This is a genomic window from Micromonospora sp. NPDC005197, assembly GCF_040608295.1.
Classification (GTDB): Bacteria; Actinomycetota; Actinomycetes; order Mycobacteriales; family Micromonosporaceae; genus Micromonospora.
In genome coordinates, this window is the sequence record NZ_JBEXHY010000012.1 from 1 (window position 1) to 18650 (window position 18650).

The following is an 18650-nucleotide window of genomic DNA, read 5'->3' on the forward strand; positions in this document are numbered from 1 at the left end:
ACTTCCCGGCCCCGGGGGCCAGGGCCCAGGTGGTCGCGCCCACCCTGGTCTGGTACCCGCCCCCCGGGGCGCCGCCGGCGGCGCACCGGACCGTCTGGGTGGCGCTGCGGCTCACGGTCCACGATGCGCGGGTCGAGACGGTGAGCCGGGGCGGCGGGCTGCCCGGCGTCCACCGGACGCTGGCCGCCGGAATCGGCCGGTTGGGCAAGGCGCTGACGGCGGCCGGGTTGGCCCACCGGCCGCTGGGTCGCGACGAGCTGCGCGCCGCCGTGGTGTCGGCCGCCGGGCTGGACCTGGTGCCGGAGCCGCCGACGGAGAGCTGGCGGGGGCTGCGCGGCGGCGGCTGGACGCACCGCTGCCTGACCCTGCGGGGCCGCCCGGACGCGCCGCTGGGCCCGCTGGTGGACGCGATCACCGCCACGTCGGCCCCCTCGCACACGGTGGCCGCGGCGGTGTCGCCCGACGGGCGCATGGCGGCACCGCTGCTCCGGGTCGCGGCCATGGACAACCACGTCGAGGCGCTGGTCAAGGTCGTCCGGGACGTCGCGCACCGCGCCGGCACGCCGGCCCGGCCGATGGACGGGCAGCACGGCCCGGGCGTCTACGCCAGCGCGCCGGTCGCGTCGGCGCTGGGCGGCGCCGGTCGTCGGCAACCCCGCTGACGGCGCGCTGGAGCCTCCCCGGTCAGGGCCGCAGGTTGACGATCCAGCCGTACAGGCCGCAGACCCAGACGGCGAGCGGCACCAGCGCGATGATCAGCATGATCTCGACGATGTCGAGCAACCGGCCCCACACCGGCGAGATGCGCTTGCCGACGACGGTCAGGCCGTAGATCAGGCTGACCACGGCAGCCAGCAGCAGGCCACCGAGGATCAGACCGAGCCGGACCGGAAGCGATCCACCGGCGAAGGTCGCCGCGGCGGCCAGGCCCAGTCCGACGGTGCCGGCGAGCAGCACCGGAACGCGCTGGGCCCGACCCAGGAGCGGACGCGCCCGCAGCAACGACAGCAGGGCCAGCACCAGGCAGAGCAGCACCGCCGGCAGGCGGCCGTCCAGGGCCAGCACGAGCTGCGCGCCGAGCACCAGCAGCGAGACCGTCCACAGCAGACCGGTGAGGAACTGGTCGGCCCGGTCGCTCCGCTCGAGCACCTGCCGCCCGTCCACCGACTCGCTGTCGGTCTTCAGGTCGTCCGGGCCGGTCGGGATCGACGGCACCGGCAGCCGGGCCAGCCGGTAGGCCACCATCGGCAGCGCCGGCACCACGCCGAACGCCACCGCCGCCACCACCGCGGCCCCGGCCGCGGCGTCGATGCGGAGGGCCAGGCAGAGCAGCGCGCCCAGACCCGTCCCCGCGCCCACCCCGATCGCGGCGAAGAAGAGGGGGTACCGGTCACCGACGGCCAGCACGGCCACCGCCCCGGCGACCACCACGGCGGTGGCCGCGAGCAGGACGTGCGGACTGGCCAGCTCGGTCAGCTTCCGGTCACCGGCGAGCAGCAGCAGGCCACCGGTGCCCGCGTGCACCAGCCCGACCATCGCCAGCACCGAGCCCGTCCCGCTGTCACCCGCGGCCCGGGCGAGCACCGCCGCGCCGACCAGCAGCGCCACCGCGACCAGCAGGGCGGCCAGCGTGCCGGGCAGGTGGGGAGGGCCGGTGAACAGGGCGGCCAGGGCGCCGCCGCCGAACGCCGCGGCGGCGAACAGCACCGCGAACGATCGGGTCGCCCCGACCTGCCAGGAGCCCGGCCGCCGGGTGGTCGCGGTGGCGACCGCGTCCACCACGTCGTCGAATACGACCTCCGGCGCGGAGGCGGACCGGGGCTTGAAGTACAACACCTCGCCGTCGCGGACACCGAGCTGCGCGGCGGTACGACCACCCTCCAGAGGTGCGCCACCCAGGCGGGACAGCGCCCAGCCGCCGTGCCGCACCCCGTCGTCGGCCAGGTCCTCCCCGGCGTAGCGCAGCAGGGTGGGCAGAAGGTCCGCCATCGGCACGTCCGACGGCAGGGCCAGATCAATCCGGGTACGGGGGGCCACAATGGTGATCCGGCTCAGACCACCGGTCGCCGTCTTCGTCGCCACAGTGGCCTCCTGGTGTCCATCTACGATCGGCGGGCCGGGGTCCCGCGGTGCGGGTGCACCGCGCCCACGGGAGATTACCTACGATGACGGGCACGTACAGTGCCCACCCGCGGGCTTCGGGCCGCGCCGGCACGACAGCAGGGCCGCTTCTGGGGAGGAGACAGCCGTGAGCACGGTCGTGTTCCGCCGACCTCCGCGCCAGCCGGGGCCGGCCTTGCCGCGCGGTGAGGTGCTGCTGGAGTCCCCGCCCGAGCTGCCCGAGCCGACGCCCCGCGGGATGGGGCAGCTGCTCATGATCCTGCCGATGGTCTGCGGTGTCGGTGCGATGGCGTTCCTCTACGCCGGCCGGGGCGGCGGCATGATGACGTACGTCGCGGGTGGCCTGTTCGGCGTCTCGATGCTCGGCATGGCCATCGGCTCGCTCAGCAACGGTGGCAACGACAAGGCCGAGCTGAACGCGGACCGCCGCGACTACATGCGTTACCTGGCACAGATGCGCAAGCGCACCCGGCGGGCGGCGGCCCAGCAGCGGGACGCGATGAACTGGCGGCACCCGGAGCCCGACGCGCTCTGGTCGATCGCGGCGTCCCGCCGGCTGTGGGAGCGGCGGATCACCGAGCCCGACTTCGGTGAGACCAGGATCGCGCTCGGCCCGCAGCGGCTGGCCGTGGAAATCGTCCCCCCGGAGACCAAGCCGGTCGAGGACCTGGAGCCGATGAGCGCCATCGCGCTGCGTCGGTTCGTCCGCGCACACTCCACTGTGCCCGGCCTGCCGACCGCGCTGTCGGTGCGCGCGTTCAGCCGGGTGGTGCTGCGCGGCGACCGGGAGCCCGTGCTCGATCTGACCCGGGCGGCCCTGGGCCAACTGGCGACGTTCCACGCCCCGGACGACCTGGTCGTCGCCGTGGTCGCCGCGCCCGACCGGCAGTTGGCCTGGAACTGGGTGAAGTGGCTTCCCCACGCCCACCACAGCGGCCGGACGGACGCGGCCGGCGCGCGCCGGCTGGTCTTCGCCAGCCTGGCCGAGGCCGAGGCGTCTCTCGCGGCCGAGCTGGCCGGGCGACCCCGGTTCGCCGCCGAGGCCAAGCCGCTGACCACCGCGCCACACGTGGTCGTGGTGGTCGACGGTGGCGAGATCTCCCCGACCTGCCAGCTGGTGGGCCAGGGGCTGCTCGGCGTCACTCTGATCGACCTCTCCGGGACGGTGCCGCGCGACGTCGGCCGCTGGCTGCTCTGCCTGGACGTGGGCGACGGCACCACCCTCGACCTGATCCGGGGCAGCTCGTCGTCGCGGCTCGGACGACCCGACCGGCTCACCGCCGAGGCCGCCGAGGGGCTGGCCCGGCAGATCGCGCCGTACCGGCTGTCGCAGCAGCAGACCAGCAACGAGGAGCCGCTGGCCCGCAGCACGGAGCTGCCCGACCTGCTCGGCGTCGGTGACGCCGCCGCCGTGGACGTGCACCAGACCTGGCGGCCGCGCGGTCACCGGGACCGGCTGCGCATCCCGCTCGGCGTCGGCCCGGACGGCAACGTCGTCGAACTCGACTTCAAGGAGTCGGCGCACGAGGGTATGGGCCCACACGGCCTGGTCATCGGCGCGACCGGCTCGGGCAAGAGCGAGCTGCTCCGTACGGTGGTGGCCGCCCTGGCGGTGACCCACTCGTCGGAGGAGCTGAACTTCGTCCTGGTGGACTTCAAGGGCGGCGCGACGTTCGCCTCCCTGGAGGCGTTGCCGCACACCAGCGCGGTGATCACCAACCTGGCCGACGAGCTGCCGTTGGTCGACCGGATGCGCGACGCGCTGGCCGGTGAGATGGTGCGCCGGCAGGAGCTGCTGCGCGCGGCGGGCAACTACGTGTCCCGGTTCGAGTACGAGAAGGCCCGGGCGGCCGGTGAGCCGTTGGCGCCGATGCCGAGCTTGTTGATCATTTGTGACGAGTTCAGCGAGTTGCTGGCCGCGAAGCCGGACTTCATCGACCTGTTCGTGATGATCGGCCGGCTGGGTCGGTCGCTCGGTGTGCACCTGTTGCTGGCCTCGCAGCGCCTGGAGGAGGGCAAGCTGCGCGGCCTGGACACCCACCTGTCGTACCGGATCGGTCTGCGCACCTTCTCGGCGGTGGAGAGCCGGATCGTGCTCGGCGTGCCGGACGCCTACGAGCTGCCGAACGCGCCCGGGCACGGCTACCTCAAGACGGACACCAGCACCATGCTGCGGTTCCGGGCCGCGTACGTCTCGGGGCCGTACCGGGCGCCCGGCCAGCAGGCCTCCGCGTCGCAGGCCCTGGTGCAGCGCCGGATCGTGCCGTACGGCGTCAGCTTCATTCCGGCGCAGGCCACGCAGGTGTCGGTGGACGCCATGCCGGAGCCGGAGCAGCCGGCCGACGGCAAGGCCGTCGCGATGCTGGACGTCCTGATCGACCAGCTCAAGGGTCGGGGCCGCCCCGCGCACCAGGTGTGGCTGCCGCCGCTGGCGGAACCGCCGGGCCTGGGCGAGCTGCTCGGTCCGCTGGCCGTCGACCCGACCTACGGGTTGTGCACGGCGTCCTGGCCGGGCCGGGGTCGCCTCACCGTGCCGGTGGGCGTGGTGGACCGCCCGTACGAGCAGCGCCGCGACCCGATGATGGTCGAGCTGGCCGGAGCGGGCGGCAACGTCGTCATCGTCGGCGGTTCGCTCAGCGGCAAGAGCACCATGCTGCGGTCGCTGCTGGCCTCGCTGGCGCTCACCCACACGCCGCGCGAGGTGCAGTTCTTCTGCCTGGACTTCGGCGGTGGCGCGCTGCGCAGCCTGGAGCGCCTGCCGCACATGGCCGGGGTGGCCGGCCGGCGCGACGTCGAGGCGGTGCGGCGCACGGTGGCCGAGGTGGTCGCGGTGCTGGACGAGCGGGAGATGCGCTTCGCCCAGTACGGCATCGACTCGGTGGCGAGCTACCGCCGTCGCCGGGCGGCCGGCGAGTTCGCCGACGACCCGTTCGGCGACGTGTTCCTGGTGGTGGACGGCTGGAACACCCTGCGCCAGGATTACGAGGAGCTGGAGCAGACCATCACGACGCTCGCCAACCGGGGTCTCGGCTTCGGGGTGCACGTGGTGCTCACTGCGGTGCGCTGGGCGGAGATCCGGATCAACATGCGCGATCTGCTCGGCACCAAGCTGGAGTTGCGCCTGGGCGACGCGGCGGAGTCCGAGATCGACAGGCGCTCGGCGATGAACGTGCCGGAGAAGTCGCCCGGTCGCGGCCTGACCCGGGACAAGCTGCACTTCCTCACCGCGATCTCGCGGATCGACGGTCGGCGCGACATCGAGGATCTGAGCGAGGCGTCGGTCGCGCTCGCCGGGCACGTGGCGGCGAACTGGCCGGGGCGTCCGGCGCCGAAGGTGCGGCTGCTGCCGCGCCGGCTGCCGGTGTCCGAGCTGGCCCGGATCATCGACCGGTCGGCCCCCGGTCTGCCGATCGGCGTCAACGAGTCGGCGCTCGCGCCGGTCTACCTGGACCTGGCCAACGAGCCGCACCTGACCGTCTTCGGCGACGCCGAGTGCGGCAAGACCAACCTGCTGCGGCTGATCGCCCGGGGCATCACCGAGCGGTACACGCCGGCCCAGGCGCGGCTGGTGATCGCCGACTACCGGCGTGGGCTGCTGGGCGCGGTTGAGGGCGATCACCTGCTCGACTACGCGCCGTCCAACCAGGCGTTCGCGCAGGGGCTCGGCTCGATCCGCAGCGCGCTGTCCAACCGGCTGCCCGGCCCGGACGTGACCACCGCCCAACTGCGGGACCGCAGCTGGTGGAAGGGCCCGGACCTGTACATCCTGGTGGACGACTACGACCTGGTGGCCTCCGGTGGCAGCAACCCGCTGAGTGCCCTGCACGAGCTGCTGCCGCAGGCCCGTGACATCGGTCTGCACCTGATCGTCACGCGTCGGGTCGGCGGGGTGTCCCGGGCGCTCTACGAGCCCGTGCTGCAACGGCTCCGCGAGCTGGACTCGCCCGGCCTGCTGATGTCCGGCAACCGGGAGGAGGGCACCGTCTTCGGCACGCTGCGTCCGAGCCCGCAGCCACCCGGCCGGGGCACGCTCGTCCGCCGACGCGACGGCCAGCAGTTGATCCAGACGGCCTGGTCCGAGCCAGCCTGACCGAGCCGTCACGGGGCTCGCTGAGCCGGCGGTCCGGAATCGGCGGGTGACCATGCGTGGTCGCGGGGCCGTTCGGGTCGGATTCCCGTCCGAACGGGCCGCACAAACGACGCGATTCACCGCCATCCATGGAACGCGGCCGGTCAGGGCTGCGATGGCTGGACAGATTCCGCTACGGTCTCAGGTGGAGTGTCCGTCGGTGGGGTGTTGCTGCCTTGCCGCGGGGGAGGGGCGCGGCAAAGCCGCCGCCACAACATGACGGAAGGGTGTGAAGCATGGCGTTCGAGGTCGAAGCTGCGACTCTGCATACCGCCGCGAGTGACGTGCGGTCCACGCGCAGCGAGGTCGACGGCGAGCTGAAGAAGCTGTGGAACGTAGTCGACGACCTGGCCATGGCGTGGAAGGGTCAGGCGTCCACGGGGTTCCAGTCGCTCATGGCTCGCTGGAACGAGGACACGGTGGGCCTGCTGACCGCGATGGACAACATCGCGGACCTGCTCGACAAGTCGGGTACGACGCACCAGGTCAACGACGAGGAGCAGCAGCAGATGCTGGACAAGTTCCACTCTGCGCTCAACCCGTGATCCGTAGCCAGCAGAGGAGGAAGTCGTGACGATCAAGGTTGACTACGCGGTCCTCGAGAGCAGCAACCAGCAGATGCAGGCCATCTCGAAGACCATCGACGAGAAGCTGGACACGCTGCGGTCGATGCTGTCCAAGCTGCAGTGGGAGGGCGAGGACCGCACCGCCTACGAGCAGCACCAGGCGAAGTGGGACTCGTCGGTCCGGGACATCAACCGGATCCTGAACGAGATCGGTGGTGCCGTCGGCATCGCCCGCGAGAACTACGTCTCCACCGAGATGAGCAACTCCAAGGTGTGGGGCTGACACAATCACCGATGCGGCTCCGGTCCGGCTCGACCGGGCCGGAGCCGCATCGTGTTGGCGTCGGTGAGATACGGGAGAGCGATGCGTACGGGGAAGCCTTTCCGATCGACACGGGCCGTGGGCGCGGCCGCGCTGGCGCTGTGCGCCGCGCTGGCCCCCGCGGTGACAGTCGCGCCGGCGCCGGCTCGGGCCGCTGACACGGTCCGTGGCCTTCAGTGGTACCTGGACTACCTCAAGATCCCCGCCGCGCACAAGATCACCAAGGGCGCGGGTGTCGTGGTCGCCGTCGTCGACACCGGGGTCGAGGCCAGTCATCCGGACCTGCGCGGGCAGGTGCTCGCGGGGCACGGCACCAACGCCACGGCCGCCCCGGACGGCCGGCGTGACGACGACAAGGTGAAGGGGCACGGCACCTCGATGGCCGGCATCGTCGCGGGACGCGGCGGTGGCGAGATGCACGAGTTGGGCATCGCCCCGGCCGCGAAGATTCTCCCGGTCTCGATGGGCGCCAATTTCGATAACCAGGACGTGGTCCTGGGAATCCGTTGGGCTGCCGACAACGGCGCTGACGTCATCAACCTCTCGCTCGGCGACGAGGGGACGGCTCAGCCGGAGCTGGTGGACGCCATCAACTACGCGCTGAGCAAGGACGCCGTGGTGGTCGCCTCGGCGGGCAACATCGAGCAGGGCGACCGACAGGTCACCTCACCCGCCAACATCCCGGGCGTCATCGCCGTCTCCGGGTTCGACAAGCGCGGCGGGTTCTTCGCCGGCTCGGTGCAGGGCCCGGAGATCGTGATCGCGAGTCCGATGGAGAGCATCATCGCCCCGGCGCCCAAGGCGGTCTCGCCGAACGGCTACACGCTGGCCAGCGGCACCAGTTCGGCGGCCGCCATCATGTCCGGTGTGGTGGCGCTGATGCGCTCGAAGTACCCGAAGCTCGATGCGCCCAACGTCATCAGCCGTCTGATCGAGACCGCCCGCGATGCCGGTCCGGCCGGCCGGGACCCGCAGTTCGGCTTCGGCCGAGTCGACCCGATAGCCGCCCTGACCCGATCGGTGCCGGCCGTGACGGCGAACCCGCTGTTGGAGGGCGCGGCGGCCGGTCCGACCCGCTCCGGCGGGGCCGCCCGGCCCGGCAACGACGACGACGGACCGGCGGTCGAGTTCGGCGTCTCGAACAAGGCCGGCGCGATCGTCCAGGTGGGACTCTGCCTCGGCGTGCCGATCATCGGGCTGATCGTGCTGCTGGTGGTGCTGCGACGCCGCAAGCGGCGCGCACCGCCGGCCGCCGTCGGCCCGTACCCCGGCGCACCCGGCGTGCCGCCACCCGGCTGGCCCGCCCAGCCGCCACCGGCCTACGGCCCGCCGCCGCAGCCCGTCCCCGGGTACGGTCCGCCACCGGGCCAGCCCGGGCAGGGATACCCGCCGCCCGGCCATCCCGCGCCGGGTCATCCGCCCGCGCCGACCGCTCCGGCGCCGGGCGCGCCCGGCTGGCCGGGCTCGGGCCCGCCGCCGAACGGCCCACAGCAGCAGTGAACGCAGACCACCAGTCAGGGTTTCGGGGAGGGGACCGATGACGGACGACAGGACCACCCAGCCGGCACGGTACGTGAACGACGACCTCTACATCCCGATCCCGGTGGGCGGGATGCCGACGTCGGGCCTCGCCCTGACCGGCCTGGAGATGGACAACGTCGACCACGCCGCGACGCCGAAGGGCCTGGTCACCGCGCCCGGTGAGGCAGGCGTCAAGACCGAGTGGGACGCGACCAGCCTGGACTCGGCCATCACCTGGCTGGAGACCCACGCCGCCTACCTGAACAAGCTCTCCTACGACATGGTCGACATCCAGGACCTGATGGGTGGCGCGGCCAGCGGCGTGGCGGGTGGGGCGGGCGGCCAGCCGAGCCCGCTCGGGGGGTTCGACTGGGCGGCCCGGTTGGCCGCCAAGCACCAGGGGCTCTACCAGGGCACCGAGTCCGGTGTCCGGAAGCTCTCGCAGAGCCTGTACGACGCGGCGGAGGCGCTGCGCCAGGTCAAGCAGAACTACGAGACGGCGGAGGAGCAGAACAGGATGTCCGCCGCCGACATGCAGCGTGTCTTCGGCGACGTGGCCGGCAATGGCGACGGACGCTAGGACGGGGGAGGACGGCAGATGGGCCTGAGCTGGGAAGAGATGTGCCAGAAGGTCGTCATCGACGGCCGGCCGGGTGACGTGGAGAGCGCCGCCCTCGGCTGGGAACAGCTGATCAAGAATCTCAACAACGTCAAGCAGAGCCTCGACACCAACATCAAGGACCTGGGTACGACCTGGAAGGGTCCGGCGTACGAGGCGTTCAAGGGTCACATCGAGCAGATCTCCAAGGACACCGGGCAGATCGTGGCGGACGCGGAGAAGGGCACCGGCATCGTCCAGTCGCTCAAGACCGCCGCCGACAAGCTCACCGCGGCCCAGCGGGACTTCCCGGTCCCGGCGACCTGCGTCAACGACGTGTTGGAGGCGCGTAACGCCAAGCTGACCCTCGGGGTCGGCTTCTTCGAAGCGAAGGTCTCGCCGGACTTCCTGGGCTGGTTCGACCCGGTGACCGCGATCGCCGACTGGATCAACGACCAGTCGGAGGACGCGGCCCGGGTCTACGAGCAGGTGAGCGGTGACTACCAGGCCATCGCGCCCGGCACTCCGGGCGATGCCGGCCCCCCCACCACACAGAGCCCGACGACCGAGATTCCCGATCTGGGCACCGGTGGTGGCGGTGGTGGCGGTGGCGGTGGCGTGCCGAAGCTCGGCGGCGGCCCGTCCACCGGCGGCCTGGGGGCCACGCCCTCGATCGGCGCCACCGACATGCCGGGCACGGGCAACCTGCCCAGCGGGTCCGGTGCCCATCCCGACCTCTCGGGCGGGTACGACTCCGGCACGGGCACCTACCCGAGCACCGGTGGCGTCCCGGGCGTCGGCGGTGCGGACGACGAGTTCAGCAGTGGCCTCGCGGGTGCGGGTGGTGGCGGTTCGCCCGGTCTCGGCTCCGGTCTCGGAGGCGGCCTGGGCTCGGGTGGCCTGGGCTCGTCCAGCGGGCTCGGCAGCGGCGGTGGCGGCCTGGGCGGCGCCGGTGCCCTCGCGGGCGGCGGCGCGCTCGGCCGGGCGGTCTCGCCGGGCATGGGCCCGATGATGGGCGGCGGCGCGGCGGGTGCCGGTCGTGGCGGTGGCCGGGGCGCCGGTGGCCGACTCGGCGCGGGCGGCAAGCTGGGCGGCGGCATGGCACCCGGTATGGGTGGCGTCGCCGGTGGCGGCGGTGCCGGCGCCGGTCGGGGCGGCGCCGGGCGTGGCGCGGCGGGGGCCGGTGGTCGGGGCGCGGGTGCTCGCGGCGCCGGTGGCGTGGCCGGGACGGGCGGCGGTGCCGGCTACGGCGAGGAGGACACCGCCCGCAACACCTGGTTGGAGGAGGACGAGGACGTGTGGGGCGCCGACAGCGGTGGCACCTCCGGCATCCTGCGCTGAGCTTTCCGCGTCACGGCGCTGCTGCGGTCGACCGCAGCAGCGCCGTGACGTGTCCCACGGACCAACCGTCCCGAGGGCTGTGCCGGCCGCTCAGCCGGTGACCGGTTCGTCGGTACGTCGGCCCGGCCGCCAGCCGCGCCGGCGGCCGCGCGCCACGATCGGTCGCGTGATCAGCAGCAGTACGGCGAGTAGAGCTCCCACCGCGGCGGCCCAGATCGCGACGGTGCGCTGCCAGCTCAGCGGGTCGGCCGCCGGGGCGGGTGCGGCAAGCGCGTCGACCGGCGGGTTGGTGCGGGTGCCCAGCAGGCTCGACACCGCCCGGTACGGGTTGACCACGCCGTAGCCGACCTCGGCGTTGCGCCCCTGCGGCGGGTTGTCCGCCGTCCGCTCCAACCGGTCGGCGACCTGCTCCGGAGTGAGATCCGGGTAGGCGGCCCGAACCAGCGCGGCCACCCCCGAGACGTACGCGGCCGCGAAGCTGGTGCCACCCGTCGGCTCGGCGCGGTAGCCGGATCCACCCGGTGCCGGGCCGATGATGTTCAGTCCCGGCGCGGCGACGTCGACGAAGGTGCCGCTGACCGAGGTGCCCACGTGCCCGCCCTGCTCGTCCACGCCGCCGACGGCGATCACCCCGGGGTACGCCGCCGGGTAGGCGGGCCTGTCCTCCTGGGTCTCCTGCCGGTTGCCGGCGGCGGCGACCAGCACCACCCGCTTGGCGAGGGCGCGTTCGACGGCCTGTGCCAGTTCGGGGCGGGGCAGGGTCACCAGGGACAGGTTGATCACGTCGGCGCCGTTGTCGACCGCCCAGTCGATGGCTGCGGCGATCTGCCCGGGCAGCCCCTCGTCGTTGGTGCCCTTGGCGTCCGGCAGGACCCGGATGGGCAGGATGCGCGCCGCCGGGGCGATACCGCTGAACGGCACCCCGGTGCCGTCCTTGCCGGCGATGATGCCGGCGACCATCGTGCCGTGACCGGCCAGGTCACACTGCCCCCGGTTGGCCGGCAGGTTGTTGAAGTCGCGGCCCTCGAGCACCTGACCCTGCAGGGCCGGGTGGATGGCGGAGACCCCGGAGTCGATGACCGCGACCGTCACCCCGGCACCCCGGGACAGCGGCCACGCCGAGGCCGGATCCACCCTTCGCAGTGCCCACGGCATCTGCACCAGACCGTCCTCGCCGGCCGGGCCGCAGGTGGGCGGTGCCGCGACCGCGGGGGAGGAGGGGACCACCAGGGCGGCGAGCAGGGCCGCCAGCGTTCCACTGAGGACAGCTCGGACGGCACGGCGGGACGGCTCGGTCGCGCTCGGCGGCAGGCATTCGCGCACCCGCAGAGATTACCGCCGCACCGCGTCGGGCAGCGGCCCGGCGACGCCGTTCCGGGCGGGAACGATGACGTCGCTCAGCGGCGGGCGCGACGACGCCGGTCCGGGCCGGTGTGTCGCCGCTCGAAGCCGGCGTGCGGCGACGCCGGTCCAGGCCGGCGTGCGGCGACGCCGGTCCGGGCGGGTAGCAGGTCGCCGCGCCAAGCCGGCGTGCGGCGGCGACGGTCAGGGCCGGGACGCGACGTCGTCGGCAGGTGCTTCGGCGAACAGCGCGAGCAGGTCGCCGACCTGGCGGTCGGCCTCGGCGGGGTGCCGGAACCGGCCGGCGGGGTTCAGGGTGTACTCGTTGCGACGCCCCACCCGGGTGCGGTGCAGGTAACCACCGGCCTCCAGGTCGGCGACGATGGCCTGGGCGGCCCGTTCGGTGACGCCCACCTCGGCCGCCACGTCGCGCAGTCGCGCGGTGGGATCGCGGGCGATGGCCAGCAGCACATGCCCGTGGTTGGTGAGGAACGTCCAGTTCCGGCCGCCTCCGGCCGTCGCCGCGCTCGTCATGGTGGAGCCGCCTCTCCGGTTGTCCGCCCCACCTCCGTGCCCGCCGGAGGGTCGGGCCAGGTGCCGACGGACCGGCCCGGTCCCAACGGCCGGAGGGCCGGTTCGGGGGTCAACGTATGAAATCTAAATCACGCATATCTTGACGCATCTTGCGGTGCGTGTGACCGTGGAGCCCGAGCCAGCGCCCACCGCCGGCCCGACTGAAAAGCCTCTTGAGCAGGTCAAACGCGTGGAGACGAGGTGCGGGGATGAGCCGTTCCGGTACGCCTGGCGGGCAGCCGGGCCCGCAGCGGGCCGCCGATCGAGCGCCGACGCCGACCGAGCCGGCCCGAGCGTACGCCGAGCTGGCCGCGGGCAACCGGCGCTTCGTCAGCGGGGCGCCGCGCCACCCCAACCAGGACGCCGGGCACCGGGCCGCCGTGGCCGACGGGCAGCACCCGTTCGCGGTGATCGTGGGCTGCTCCGACTCCCGCCTGGCGGCTGAGATCATCTTCGACCGGGGGCTGGGCGACCTCTTCGTGGTCCGTACGGCCGGACACACCGCGGGCCCGGAGGTGCTGGGCAGCGTGGAGTACGCGGTGACGGTGCTCGGAACCCCACTGGTGGTGGTCCTCGGCCACGACTCGTGCGGTGCCGTGCAGGCCGCCCGTGAGGCGGCCGCCACCGGCGTCGCGCCGCCGGGGCACCTTCCCGCGGTGGTCGACGCGGTGCTGCCCAGCCTGCGACGTGCCACCGCCGAGGGCGTGGACGACGTCGACGGCATCGTCGACATCCACATCGCGCAGACCGTCGAGACGCTGCTCGGGCAGTCGCCCGTGCTGGCCGACGAGGTGGCGCAGGGGCGGTGTGCGGTGGTGGGCATGTCGTACCGGCTCGCCGCCGGTGTGGTGCGCGCGGTTACCCCCGCACCGGCGGGTGCCGCGACGTTCGACGCGCCCGGCGCCTCGGACGACCCGGCAGCTTCCGCCGCCGCCTGACGCGGACCGCCCCGGCAACTTCCGCCGCCTGACGCGACGAGGGCCGCCCCGCCTGCTGCGGGACGGCCCTCGACTTCTTGGCACCGGGTCAGAGCAGCGACATGTGCACGTGGTCGGTGTGGTTCGACGGTCCGCTGTACGACTTCCAGCCGGTCGCCGGGAACCAGATCTGCCGGTTCCAGATCACGTAGTAGATGCCGAGGCGGTCGGCGTTGCGGATGAGGAACGCGGCGACGTTGTTGCCGTACATGCGGGTGTCGTTGTTGTGCCACGGGCTGAAGCCGCTCTTCTGCAACGACCAGTCACAGGCGCGGCCCTTCGGGTGCTCGAACGGGCCACCGTTGCGGTGGCAGCCGACGAACCGGTTGAACCCGGCCCGCTTGACCTCCTTGTACGCGTGCAGGGTGCGCGGCGTGACACAACCGGAGGTGGTGGGGTCGTCCTCGCTGCATGACTCGGCCTTCCAGTCGCCGTCGGCGGTGCGACCCGGGCCGATCCGGGCGACCGGCGAGACGGCGTCGACCAGACCGCCGGTGAAACCCTGACCGCCGACCAGCGCGAGCGCCTTGTCCGCGTCGCGTTTGTCCTTCGCCATCAGGGCGGTCTGCTTCTGCTGCTCGCGGACCTCCGCGTCGAGGGCCAGCTTGGCCTGCTCGGCGCGGGTCTTGACCGTGTTGACCTCGGCGAGCTTCTTCTCGTTGACCATGTTCATCTCGTCGAGCGCCGCGGCCCGTCGGACGAACGAGTCCGGGGCGTCGCTCTCCAGCAGCATCGCGATCGCGCCGATCCGCCCGGTCCGGTACGACTGGGCGGCGATCTGCCCGACCTGCGGGGCCAGCGCCTCCAGGTCGGCCTTTGCCCGCTCGACCTGCAACGCCAGCTCAAGCTGCCGCTTCTTGGACTTGTCCAGCTTGGACTTGGCCGCCACGTAGTCCCGGTTGGTCTGCTCGATGACGTCGTTGAGGAGCTTGGGTTCGTCTTCCTCTTCGTGCCCGGACGGTGTGGGGGTCGTCGGGGCGGCGTGGGCCGGGAGGGGCCCGGCGAACACGGTCAGCGCAGCGAGCACGGCCACCACGGGTGTCAACCAGCGGCGTAGGGGTGCCGTCACAATGTTCCCTTCCGTCGACCGCCGACCGGGTTAGCTGACGGGTTCGGGGCGGAAGTGGCCCCTACCGCTGTCGCGGATTCACCCCACGTACCTGGGTCCCCGGCTCGCCGGTTGGCGATTGGGCGGTGGCACCGCAGGCGCCGCTGCGCGCCTTCGTCGGTGACCGGCAGCGAGGTTACCCGAGAGTCCACCGCCTGAGCTACGTCCTGATGCCGACTAAAAGCGTCATTTCGCCATGGCGTTGAGTGACCAGTGACGCGGTTCTCAGGGCGTAGGCCCGATCCGGTCACGCTGAGGAGTGTCACCATGCCGTATCCGTGCTCCTGTTCGGCTCTGGCCACCCGGTGGTGGCGGTGGATGGGGGTGCGCTCCGCTCCGGGTCGGGCCCGTCGGACCGACCCGCTGGCGGGGAGCTGAGGGCGGCCAACGCCTCCGTCCGGTCCGGACGGGGGCGCGGCGTCAGGACGTCGGCGGCCGCGTCCTGCGCCGGCGTCGACCCGGCCGCGGTCACCACGGCGGCGAGCCCGGTGGTGAGGGGTACGGCGGCGATCAGGCCGAGCGTGGCGACCGCGCTGCGGACGATCTCCTGGGCGAGGAACTCGCTGGTCAGGATCTGCCCGAGGGGGCGGGTGTCGGCGGTGAGCAGAAGCAGCAGCGGAAGTGAGGCGCCCGCGTACGCCAGGACGATGGTGTTGACCGTGGAGGCGATGTGCGCCCGGCCGACCCGGGTGGCCGCCCGGTAGAGCTGCAGCCGGCTCAGGCCGGGGTTGGCGTTCGCCAGCTCGGTGACGGTGGCGGCCTGGGTGACGGTCACGTCGTCGAGCACCCCGAGTGAGCCGATGATGATCCCGGCGAGCAGCAGGCCACGCAGATCGACATCGGCCTGGAACATCGACAGCGTGGTGGCGTCCTCGCTGCCGAAGCCGGTCAGGTGGGTGGCGGCGGTGGCGATGGTCGCGAGCACGCCGGTGAGCACCAGGCTGCCCAGGGTGCCGAGCACCGCGACCGAGGTCTGCGCGGTCACCCCGTGTGTCAGGTAGAGCACCACGAACATGATCAGGGCTGCGCCGACCACCGCCACCAGCAGCGGTGACCGGCCGGCGCTGATGCCCGGCAACACGAAGGTGAGCAGGATGGCGAAGCTGGCGGCCAGCCCTGCCAGCGCGGCCAGGCCCCGCCACCGGCCGAACGCGACGATCGCGGCGGCGAAGACCACCGCGAGCCATACCAGCGGCTTTCCGCGCTGATGCTCGGCGATGTTCCAGCTGCTGGTGGCGGGATCGGTCGGGTCGGTCAGCTCGACCAGGACGACGTCGTCGCCGACCTCGATCCGCGGAGCGCCGGGCCCGGCGGGGACGGGCGTCTGCACCTGCTGGCCGGCGCTCGGCCCGTCCTCGATCCGTACGTCCACGGTCCCGCACGGCCCGATGGCCGGCGTGCCCGCCGGGTTGGCCGACGGTGGGCAGGGTTCGGTCACCACCCGGGTGACCGTGCCGTGGTGGCGCGGCGCGTCCGTGCCGCCGCCGGTCTGCGGCGCCCCGTCCCGTGGCCAGAGCACCACGGCGGCGACGACGGTGGCCACGAAGAGTGGCACCACCGTCGCGACGAGGATCCGCCGGACCCGGGGTGGGACGGGCGGAGCGGTACGGCTGTGGTCGGAACCCAATGCGAGAACTCCCAACGATCCGGTGCGGGGTACGTGCCGACGGGCCGGTCGGTTCACCTCCGCCGGTCGAACGCGGTGCCGGGCGCATCGGATTGCCGGCTGGCGACCCGGTGATCACACAGGGTGAGCCGTCGGACCGGCCGGTCGGCGGAGGCGCCGCGCCGTGGCGGCGCCGGTGCCCGACTGGGCGGTGGGGTCCGGTAGGCCATCGCCGGAAATGCTAGCCAGCCGGACCGGGTGTCGCAGGTCGTGGCGGAGTGTCGGATGGTCGAACCGCCCGCGCGGCGTCGCCCGGAGCGGCATGTTGGAGTCATGCCCGCGTCCGAGCCCGCCCCTGAGCAGGCCGCCGACCAGAGCCAGCACGCGACGCCGGCCGGCCACGATCAGCACGCCGGCCCGGAGAGGCACGCCGGCCAGGACAAGCACGCTGGCCACGACAAGCACGCCGGCCACGACCCGGCGATGTTCCGCCGCCGGTTCTGGGTCTGCCTGGTGCTCACCCTGCCGGTGGTGCTGACCAGCCACCTGGTGGTGGACGGGCTCGGGCTCCGGTGGGACGTTCCGGGCCGCTCCTGGGTCGGGCCGGTGCTCGGATCGGTGATTTTCCTCTGGGGTGGCTGGCCGTTCCTGGTCGGTGCGGTGCGGGAGATCCGGGACCGGGCGCCGGGAATGATGCTGCTGGTCGCGATGGCGATCACGGTGGCGTACTCGGCGTCGTTGGCCACCAGCCTGGGCGCCTTCGACCTGGACTTCTGGTGGGAGTTGGCCGCGCTGGTCACCATCATGCTGCTCGGGCACTGGCAGGAGATGAAGGCCATCGGGCAGGCCCGGGGGGCGCTGGCGGCGTTGGCCGCGTTGCTGCCCGACGAGGCCGAGCGCGTGGCGGCGGACGGGCAGGCCGAGCCGGTGCCGGTCGGCGCGTTGCGGGTGGGCGACGTGGTGCTTGTCCGGCCCGGGGGTCGGGTGTCGGCGGACGGCCGGATCGTCGATGGCGACGCCGAACTGGACGAGTCGATGATCACCGGTGAATCGCGGCCGGTGGCCCGGTCGACGGGCGAGCGGGTGGTGGCCGGCACGGTCGCCACCGACTCGGCGATCCGGGTCCGGGTCGAGGCGCTGGGTGACGAGACCGCGCTCGCCGGCATTCAGCGCATGGTCGCGCAGGCGCAGCGCTCGGGTGGGCAGGCCCAACTGCTGGCCGACCGGTTCGCCGCCGCGCTGTTCTACGTGGCCGCCGGCACCGCCGTGGTGACGCTGGCGGTCTGGACCGCGCTCGGTGATCCCGACCAGGCGGTGGTCCGTACGGTCACCGTCCTGGTGATCGCCTGCCCGCACGCGCTCGGCCTGGCCATCCCGCTGGTCGTGGCGCTCTCCACCGCCCTGGCGGCGCGGCGCGGGATCCTGGTCAAGGACCAGTTGGCGCTGGAGCGCATGCGGACCGTCGACGCGGTGCTCTTCGACAAGACCGGCACGCTGACCCGGGGTGAGCACGCGGTGAGCGACCTGGTGACGACCCAGGGGCTGGAGCGGGAGGAAGCGCTGCGGATCGCCGCCGGCGTCGAGTCCGACAGCGAGCATCCGCTGGCTCGGGCGATCGTGACGGCGGCCGGGTCCGCCGGCCCGGCGCGTGCCACCGGCTTCCGGTCGCTGCCGGGCCGCGGCGTGCGGGCCACCGTCGACGGTACGGAGTACGCGGTGGGCGGCCCGGCGTTGCTGCGGGATCTGGGCCGAGCGCTCCCGGACGACCTGAAGGCGGCGACCGGCAGATGGTCGGCGCGCGGGGCCGTGGTGCTGTACCTGGTGCGGCTGCCGGGCACCGTGCTCGGGGCGTTCGCGCTCACCGACGAGGTGCGTCCGGAGGCCCGGCAGGCCGTCGCCGAGCTCCGTGCCGAAGGCGTCCGCACCATCGCCATGATCACCGGCGACGCGCGGTCGGTGGCCGAGTCGGTGGCAGCCGATCTCGGTTTCCGGTCGGGGGTGGACGAGGTCTTCGCCGAGGTGCTGCCGGCCGAGAAGGACAGCCGGGTCGCGGAGCTCCAGCGGCGAGGGCTGACCGTGGCGATGGTCGGCGACGGGGTGAACGACGCGCCGGCGCTGGCCCGCTCCGACGTCGGCATCGCGATCGGGGCGGGGACCGACGTGGCGATCGAGTCCGCCGGGGTGGTGCTGGCGTCGTCCGACCCGCGCGGTGTCGGTGCCGTGGTCCGGCTCTCCCGGGCGTCGTACCGCAAGATGCGGCAGAACCTGGCCTGGGCCGCCGGCTACAACGTGGTGGCGTTGCCCCTGGCGGCCGGGGTGCTCGCCTGGGCCGGGGTGGCGTTGAGCCCGGCGGTGGCGGCGGTGCTGATGTCGGCGTCCACCATCGTGGTGGCGCTCAACGCCCAGTTGCTCCGCCGGGTACGCCTCGACGCGGAGCCCGACTGACC

General features: G+C 73.2%; 14 protein-coding genes and 1 riboswitch. Of the genes, 9 read left to right on the forward strand and 5 right to left on the reverse strand.

Annotated elements, in window-relative coordinates; translation table 11 throughout:
• Positions 1 to 662, forward strand: a 662-nt coding sequence (locus tag ABZU46_RS07075) for a type VII secretion protein EccE (protein WP_354855535.1), incomplete at its 5' end; no start/stop codon positions are given.
• Between the two features lie 22 nt (positions 663 to 684).
• On the opposite strand, the gene eccD is transcribed toward ABZU46_RS07075, so the two are convergent.
• Positions 685 to 2082 (reverse strand): type VII secretion integral membrane protein EccD, encoded by a 1398-nt coding sequence (gene eccD, locus ABZU46_RS07080; RefSeq protein WP_354855536.1) that lies wholly within the window; start codon positions 2080 to 2082, stop codon positions 685 to 687.
• Between the two features lie 166 nt (positions 2083 to 2248).
• Here eccD and eccCa point away from each other — a divergent pair, with 166 nt between their 5' ends.
• From eccCa to ABZU46_RS07110, 6 genes are all read left to right on the forward strand, one after another.
• Complete coding sequence (gene eccCa / locus ABZU46_RS07085) at positions 2249 to 6211, forward strand: type VII secretion protein EccCa (protein WP_354855537.1); 3963 nt, start codon at positions 2249 to 2251, stop codon at positions 6209 to 6211.
• Positions 6212 to 6486: 275 nt separating this feature from the next.
• Positions 6487 to 6795 (forward strand): WXG100 family type VII secretion target, encoded by a 309-nt coding sequence (locus tag ABZU46_RS07090; protein WP_354855538.1) that lies wholly within the window; start codon positions 6487 to 6489, stop codon positions 6793 to 6795.
• 25 nt (positions 6796 to 6820) lie between these two features.
• On the forward strand, positions 6821 to 7099 hold the full coding sequence (locus ABZU46_RS07095) for a WXG100 family type VII secretion target (protein ID WP_354855539.1): 279 nt from the start codon (positions 6821 to 6823) through the stop codon (positions 7097 to 7099).
• A gap of 117 nt (positions 7100 to 7216) precedes the next feature.
• Positions 7217 to 8638: a S8 family serine peptidase gene (locus tag ABZU46_RS07100; RefSeq protein ID WP_354855540.1), complete on the forward strand. Its 1422-nt coding sequence runs from the start codon at positions 7217 to 7219 to the stop codon at positions 8636 to 8638.
• 37 nt (positions 8639 to 8675) lie between these two features.
• Positions 8676 to 9239, forward strand: coding sequence for a hypothetical protein (locus ABZU46_RS07105; RefSeq protein WP_354855541.1), 564 nt, complete (start codon positions 8676 to 8678; stop codon positions 9237 to 9239).
• Positions 9240 to 9257: 18 nt separating this feature from the next.
• Positions 9258 to 10598: a WXG100 family type VII secretion target gene (locus ABZU46_RS07110; protein WP_354855542.1), complete on the forward strand. Its 1341-nt coding sequence runs from the start codon at positions 9258 to 9260 to the stop codon at positions 10596 to 10598.
• A 90-nt stretch (positions 10599 to 10688) separates the two neighbouring features.
• Here ABZU46_RS07110 and mycP read toward each other — a convergent pair whose 3' ends face one another.
• Positions 10689 to 11921 carry a type VII secretion-associated serine protease mycosin gene (gene mycP / locus ABZU46_RS07115; RefSeq protein ID WP_354855543.1) on the reverse strand — a complete coding sequence of 411 codons (1233 nt, stop codon included), beginning with the start codon at positions 11919 to 11921 and terminating at the stop codon, positions 10689 to 10691.
• 222 nt (positions 11922 to 12143) lie between these two features.
• Complete coding sequence (locus ABZU46_RS07120; RefSeq protein WP_354855544.1) at positions 12144 to 12473, reverse strand: MarR family winged helix-turn-helix transcriptional regulator; 330 nt, start codon at positions 12471 to 12473, stop codon at positions 12144 to 12146.
• A 248-nt stretch (positions 12474 to 12721) separates the two neighbouring features.
• On the opposite strand from ABZU46_RS07120, the gene ABZU46_RS07125 reads away from it, so the two are divergent.
• Entirely contained in the window at positions 12722 to 13450 is a 729-nt protein-coding gene (locus tag ABZU46_RS07125) for a carbonic anhydrase (RefSeq protein WP_354855545.1), read from the forward strand.
• An 88-nt stretch (positions 13451 to 13538) separates the two neighbouring features.
• Here ABZU46_RS07125 and ABZU46_RS07130 read toward each other — a convergent pair whose 3' ends face one another.
• Both ABZU46_RS07130 and ABZU46_RS07135 read right to left on the reverse strand, forming a co-directional pair.
• A complete protein-coding gene (locus tag ABZU46_RS07130) occupies positions 13539 to 14558 on the reverse strand; it encodes a hypothetical protein (RefSeq protein ID WP_354855546.1) in 1020 nt (339 codons plus the stop codon).
• 4 nt (positions 14559 to 14562) lie between these two features.
• A riboswitch (cyclic di-AMP (ydaO/yuaA leader) is annotated at positions 14563 to 14693 on the reverse strand.
• A 166-nt stretch (positions 14694 to 14859) separates the two neighbouring features.
• Complete coding sequence (locus ABZU46_RS07135; RefSeq protein WP_354855547.1) at positions 14860 to 16224, reverse strand: YibE/F family protein; 1365 nt, start codon at positions 16222 to 16224, stop codon at positions 14860 to 14862.
• A 462-nt stretch (positions 16225 to 16686) separates the two neighbouring features.
• On the opposite strand from ABZU46_RS07135, the gene ABZU46_RS07140 reads away from it, so the two are divergent.
• Positions 16687 to 18648: a heavy metal translocating P-type ATPase gene (locus ABZU46_RS07140; protein WP_354855607.1), complete on the forward strand. Its 1962-nt coding sequence runs from the start codon at positions 16687 to 16689 to the stop codon at positions 18646 to 18648.
• Positions 18649 to 18650 lie beyond the last annotated feature (2 nt).

Bases quoted from the DNA above. Each gene is read 5' to 3' on its own strand.
- ABZU46_RS07090 (WP_354855538.1), top strand. From the start codon at position 6,487: ATGGCGTTCGAGGTCGAAGCTGCGACTCTGCATACCGCCGCGAGTGAC.
- ABZU46_RS07105 (WP_354855541.1), top strand. From the start codon at position 8,676: ATGACGGACGACAGGACCACCCAGCCGGCACGGTACGTGAACGACGAC.
- ABZU46_RS07110 (WP_354855542.1), top strand. From the start codon at position 9,258: ATGGGCCTGAGCTGGGAAGAGATGTGCCAGAAGGTCGTCATCGACGGC.
- ABZU46_RS07120 (WP_354855544.1), bottom strand. From the start codon at position 12,473: ATGACGAGCGCGGCGACGGCCGGAGGCGGCCGGAACTGGACGTTCCTC.
- ABZU46_RS07125 (WP_354855545.1), top strand. From the start codon at position 12,722: ATGAGCCGTTCCGGTACGCCTGGCGGGCAGCCGGGCCCGCAGCGGGCC.
- ABZU46_RS07140 (WP_354855607.1), top strand. From the start codon at position 16,687: ATGTTCCGCCGCCGGTTCTGGGTCTGCCTGGTGCTCACCCTGCCGGTG.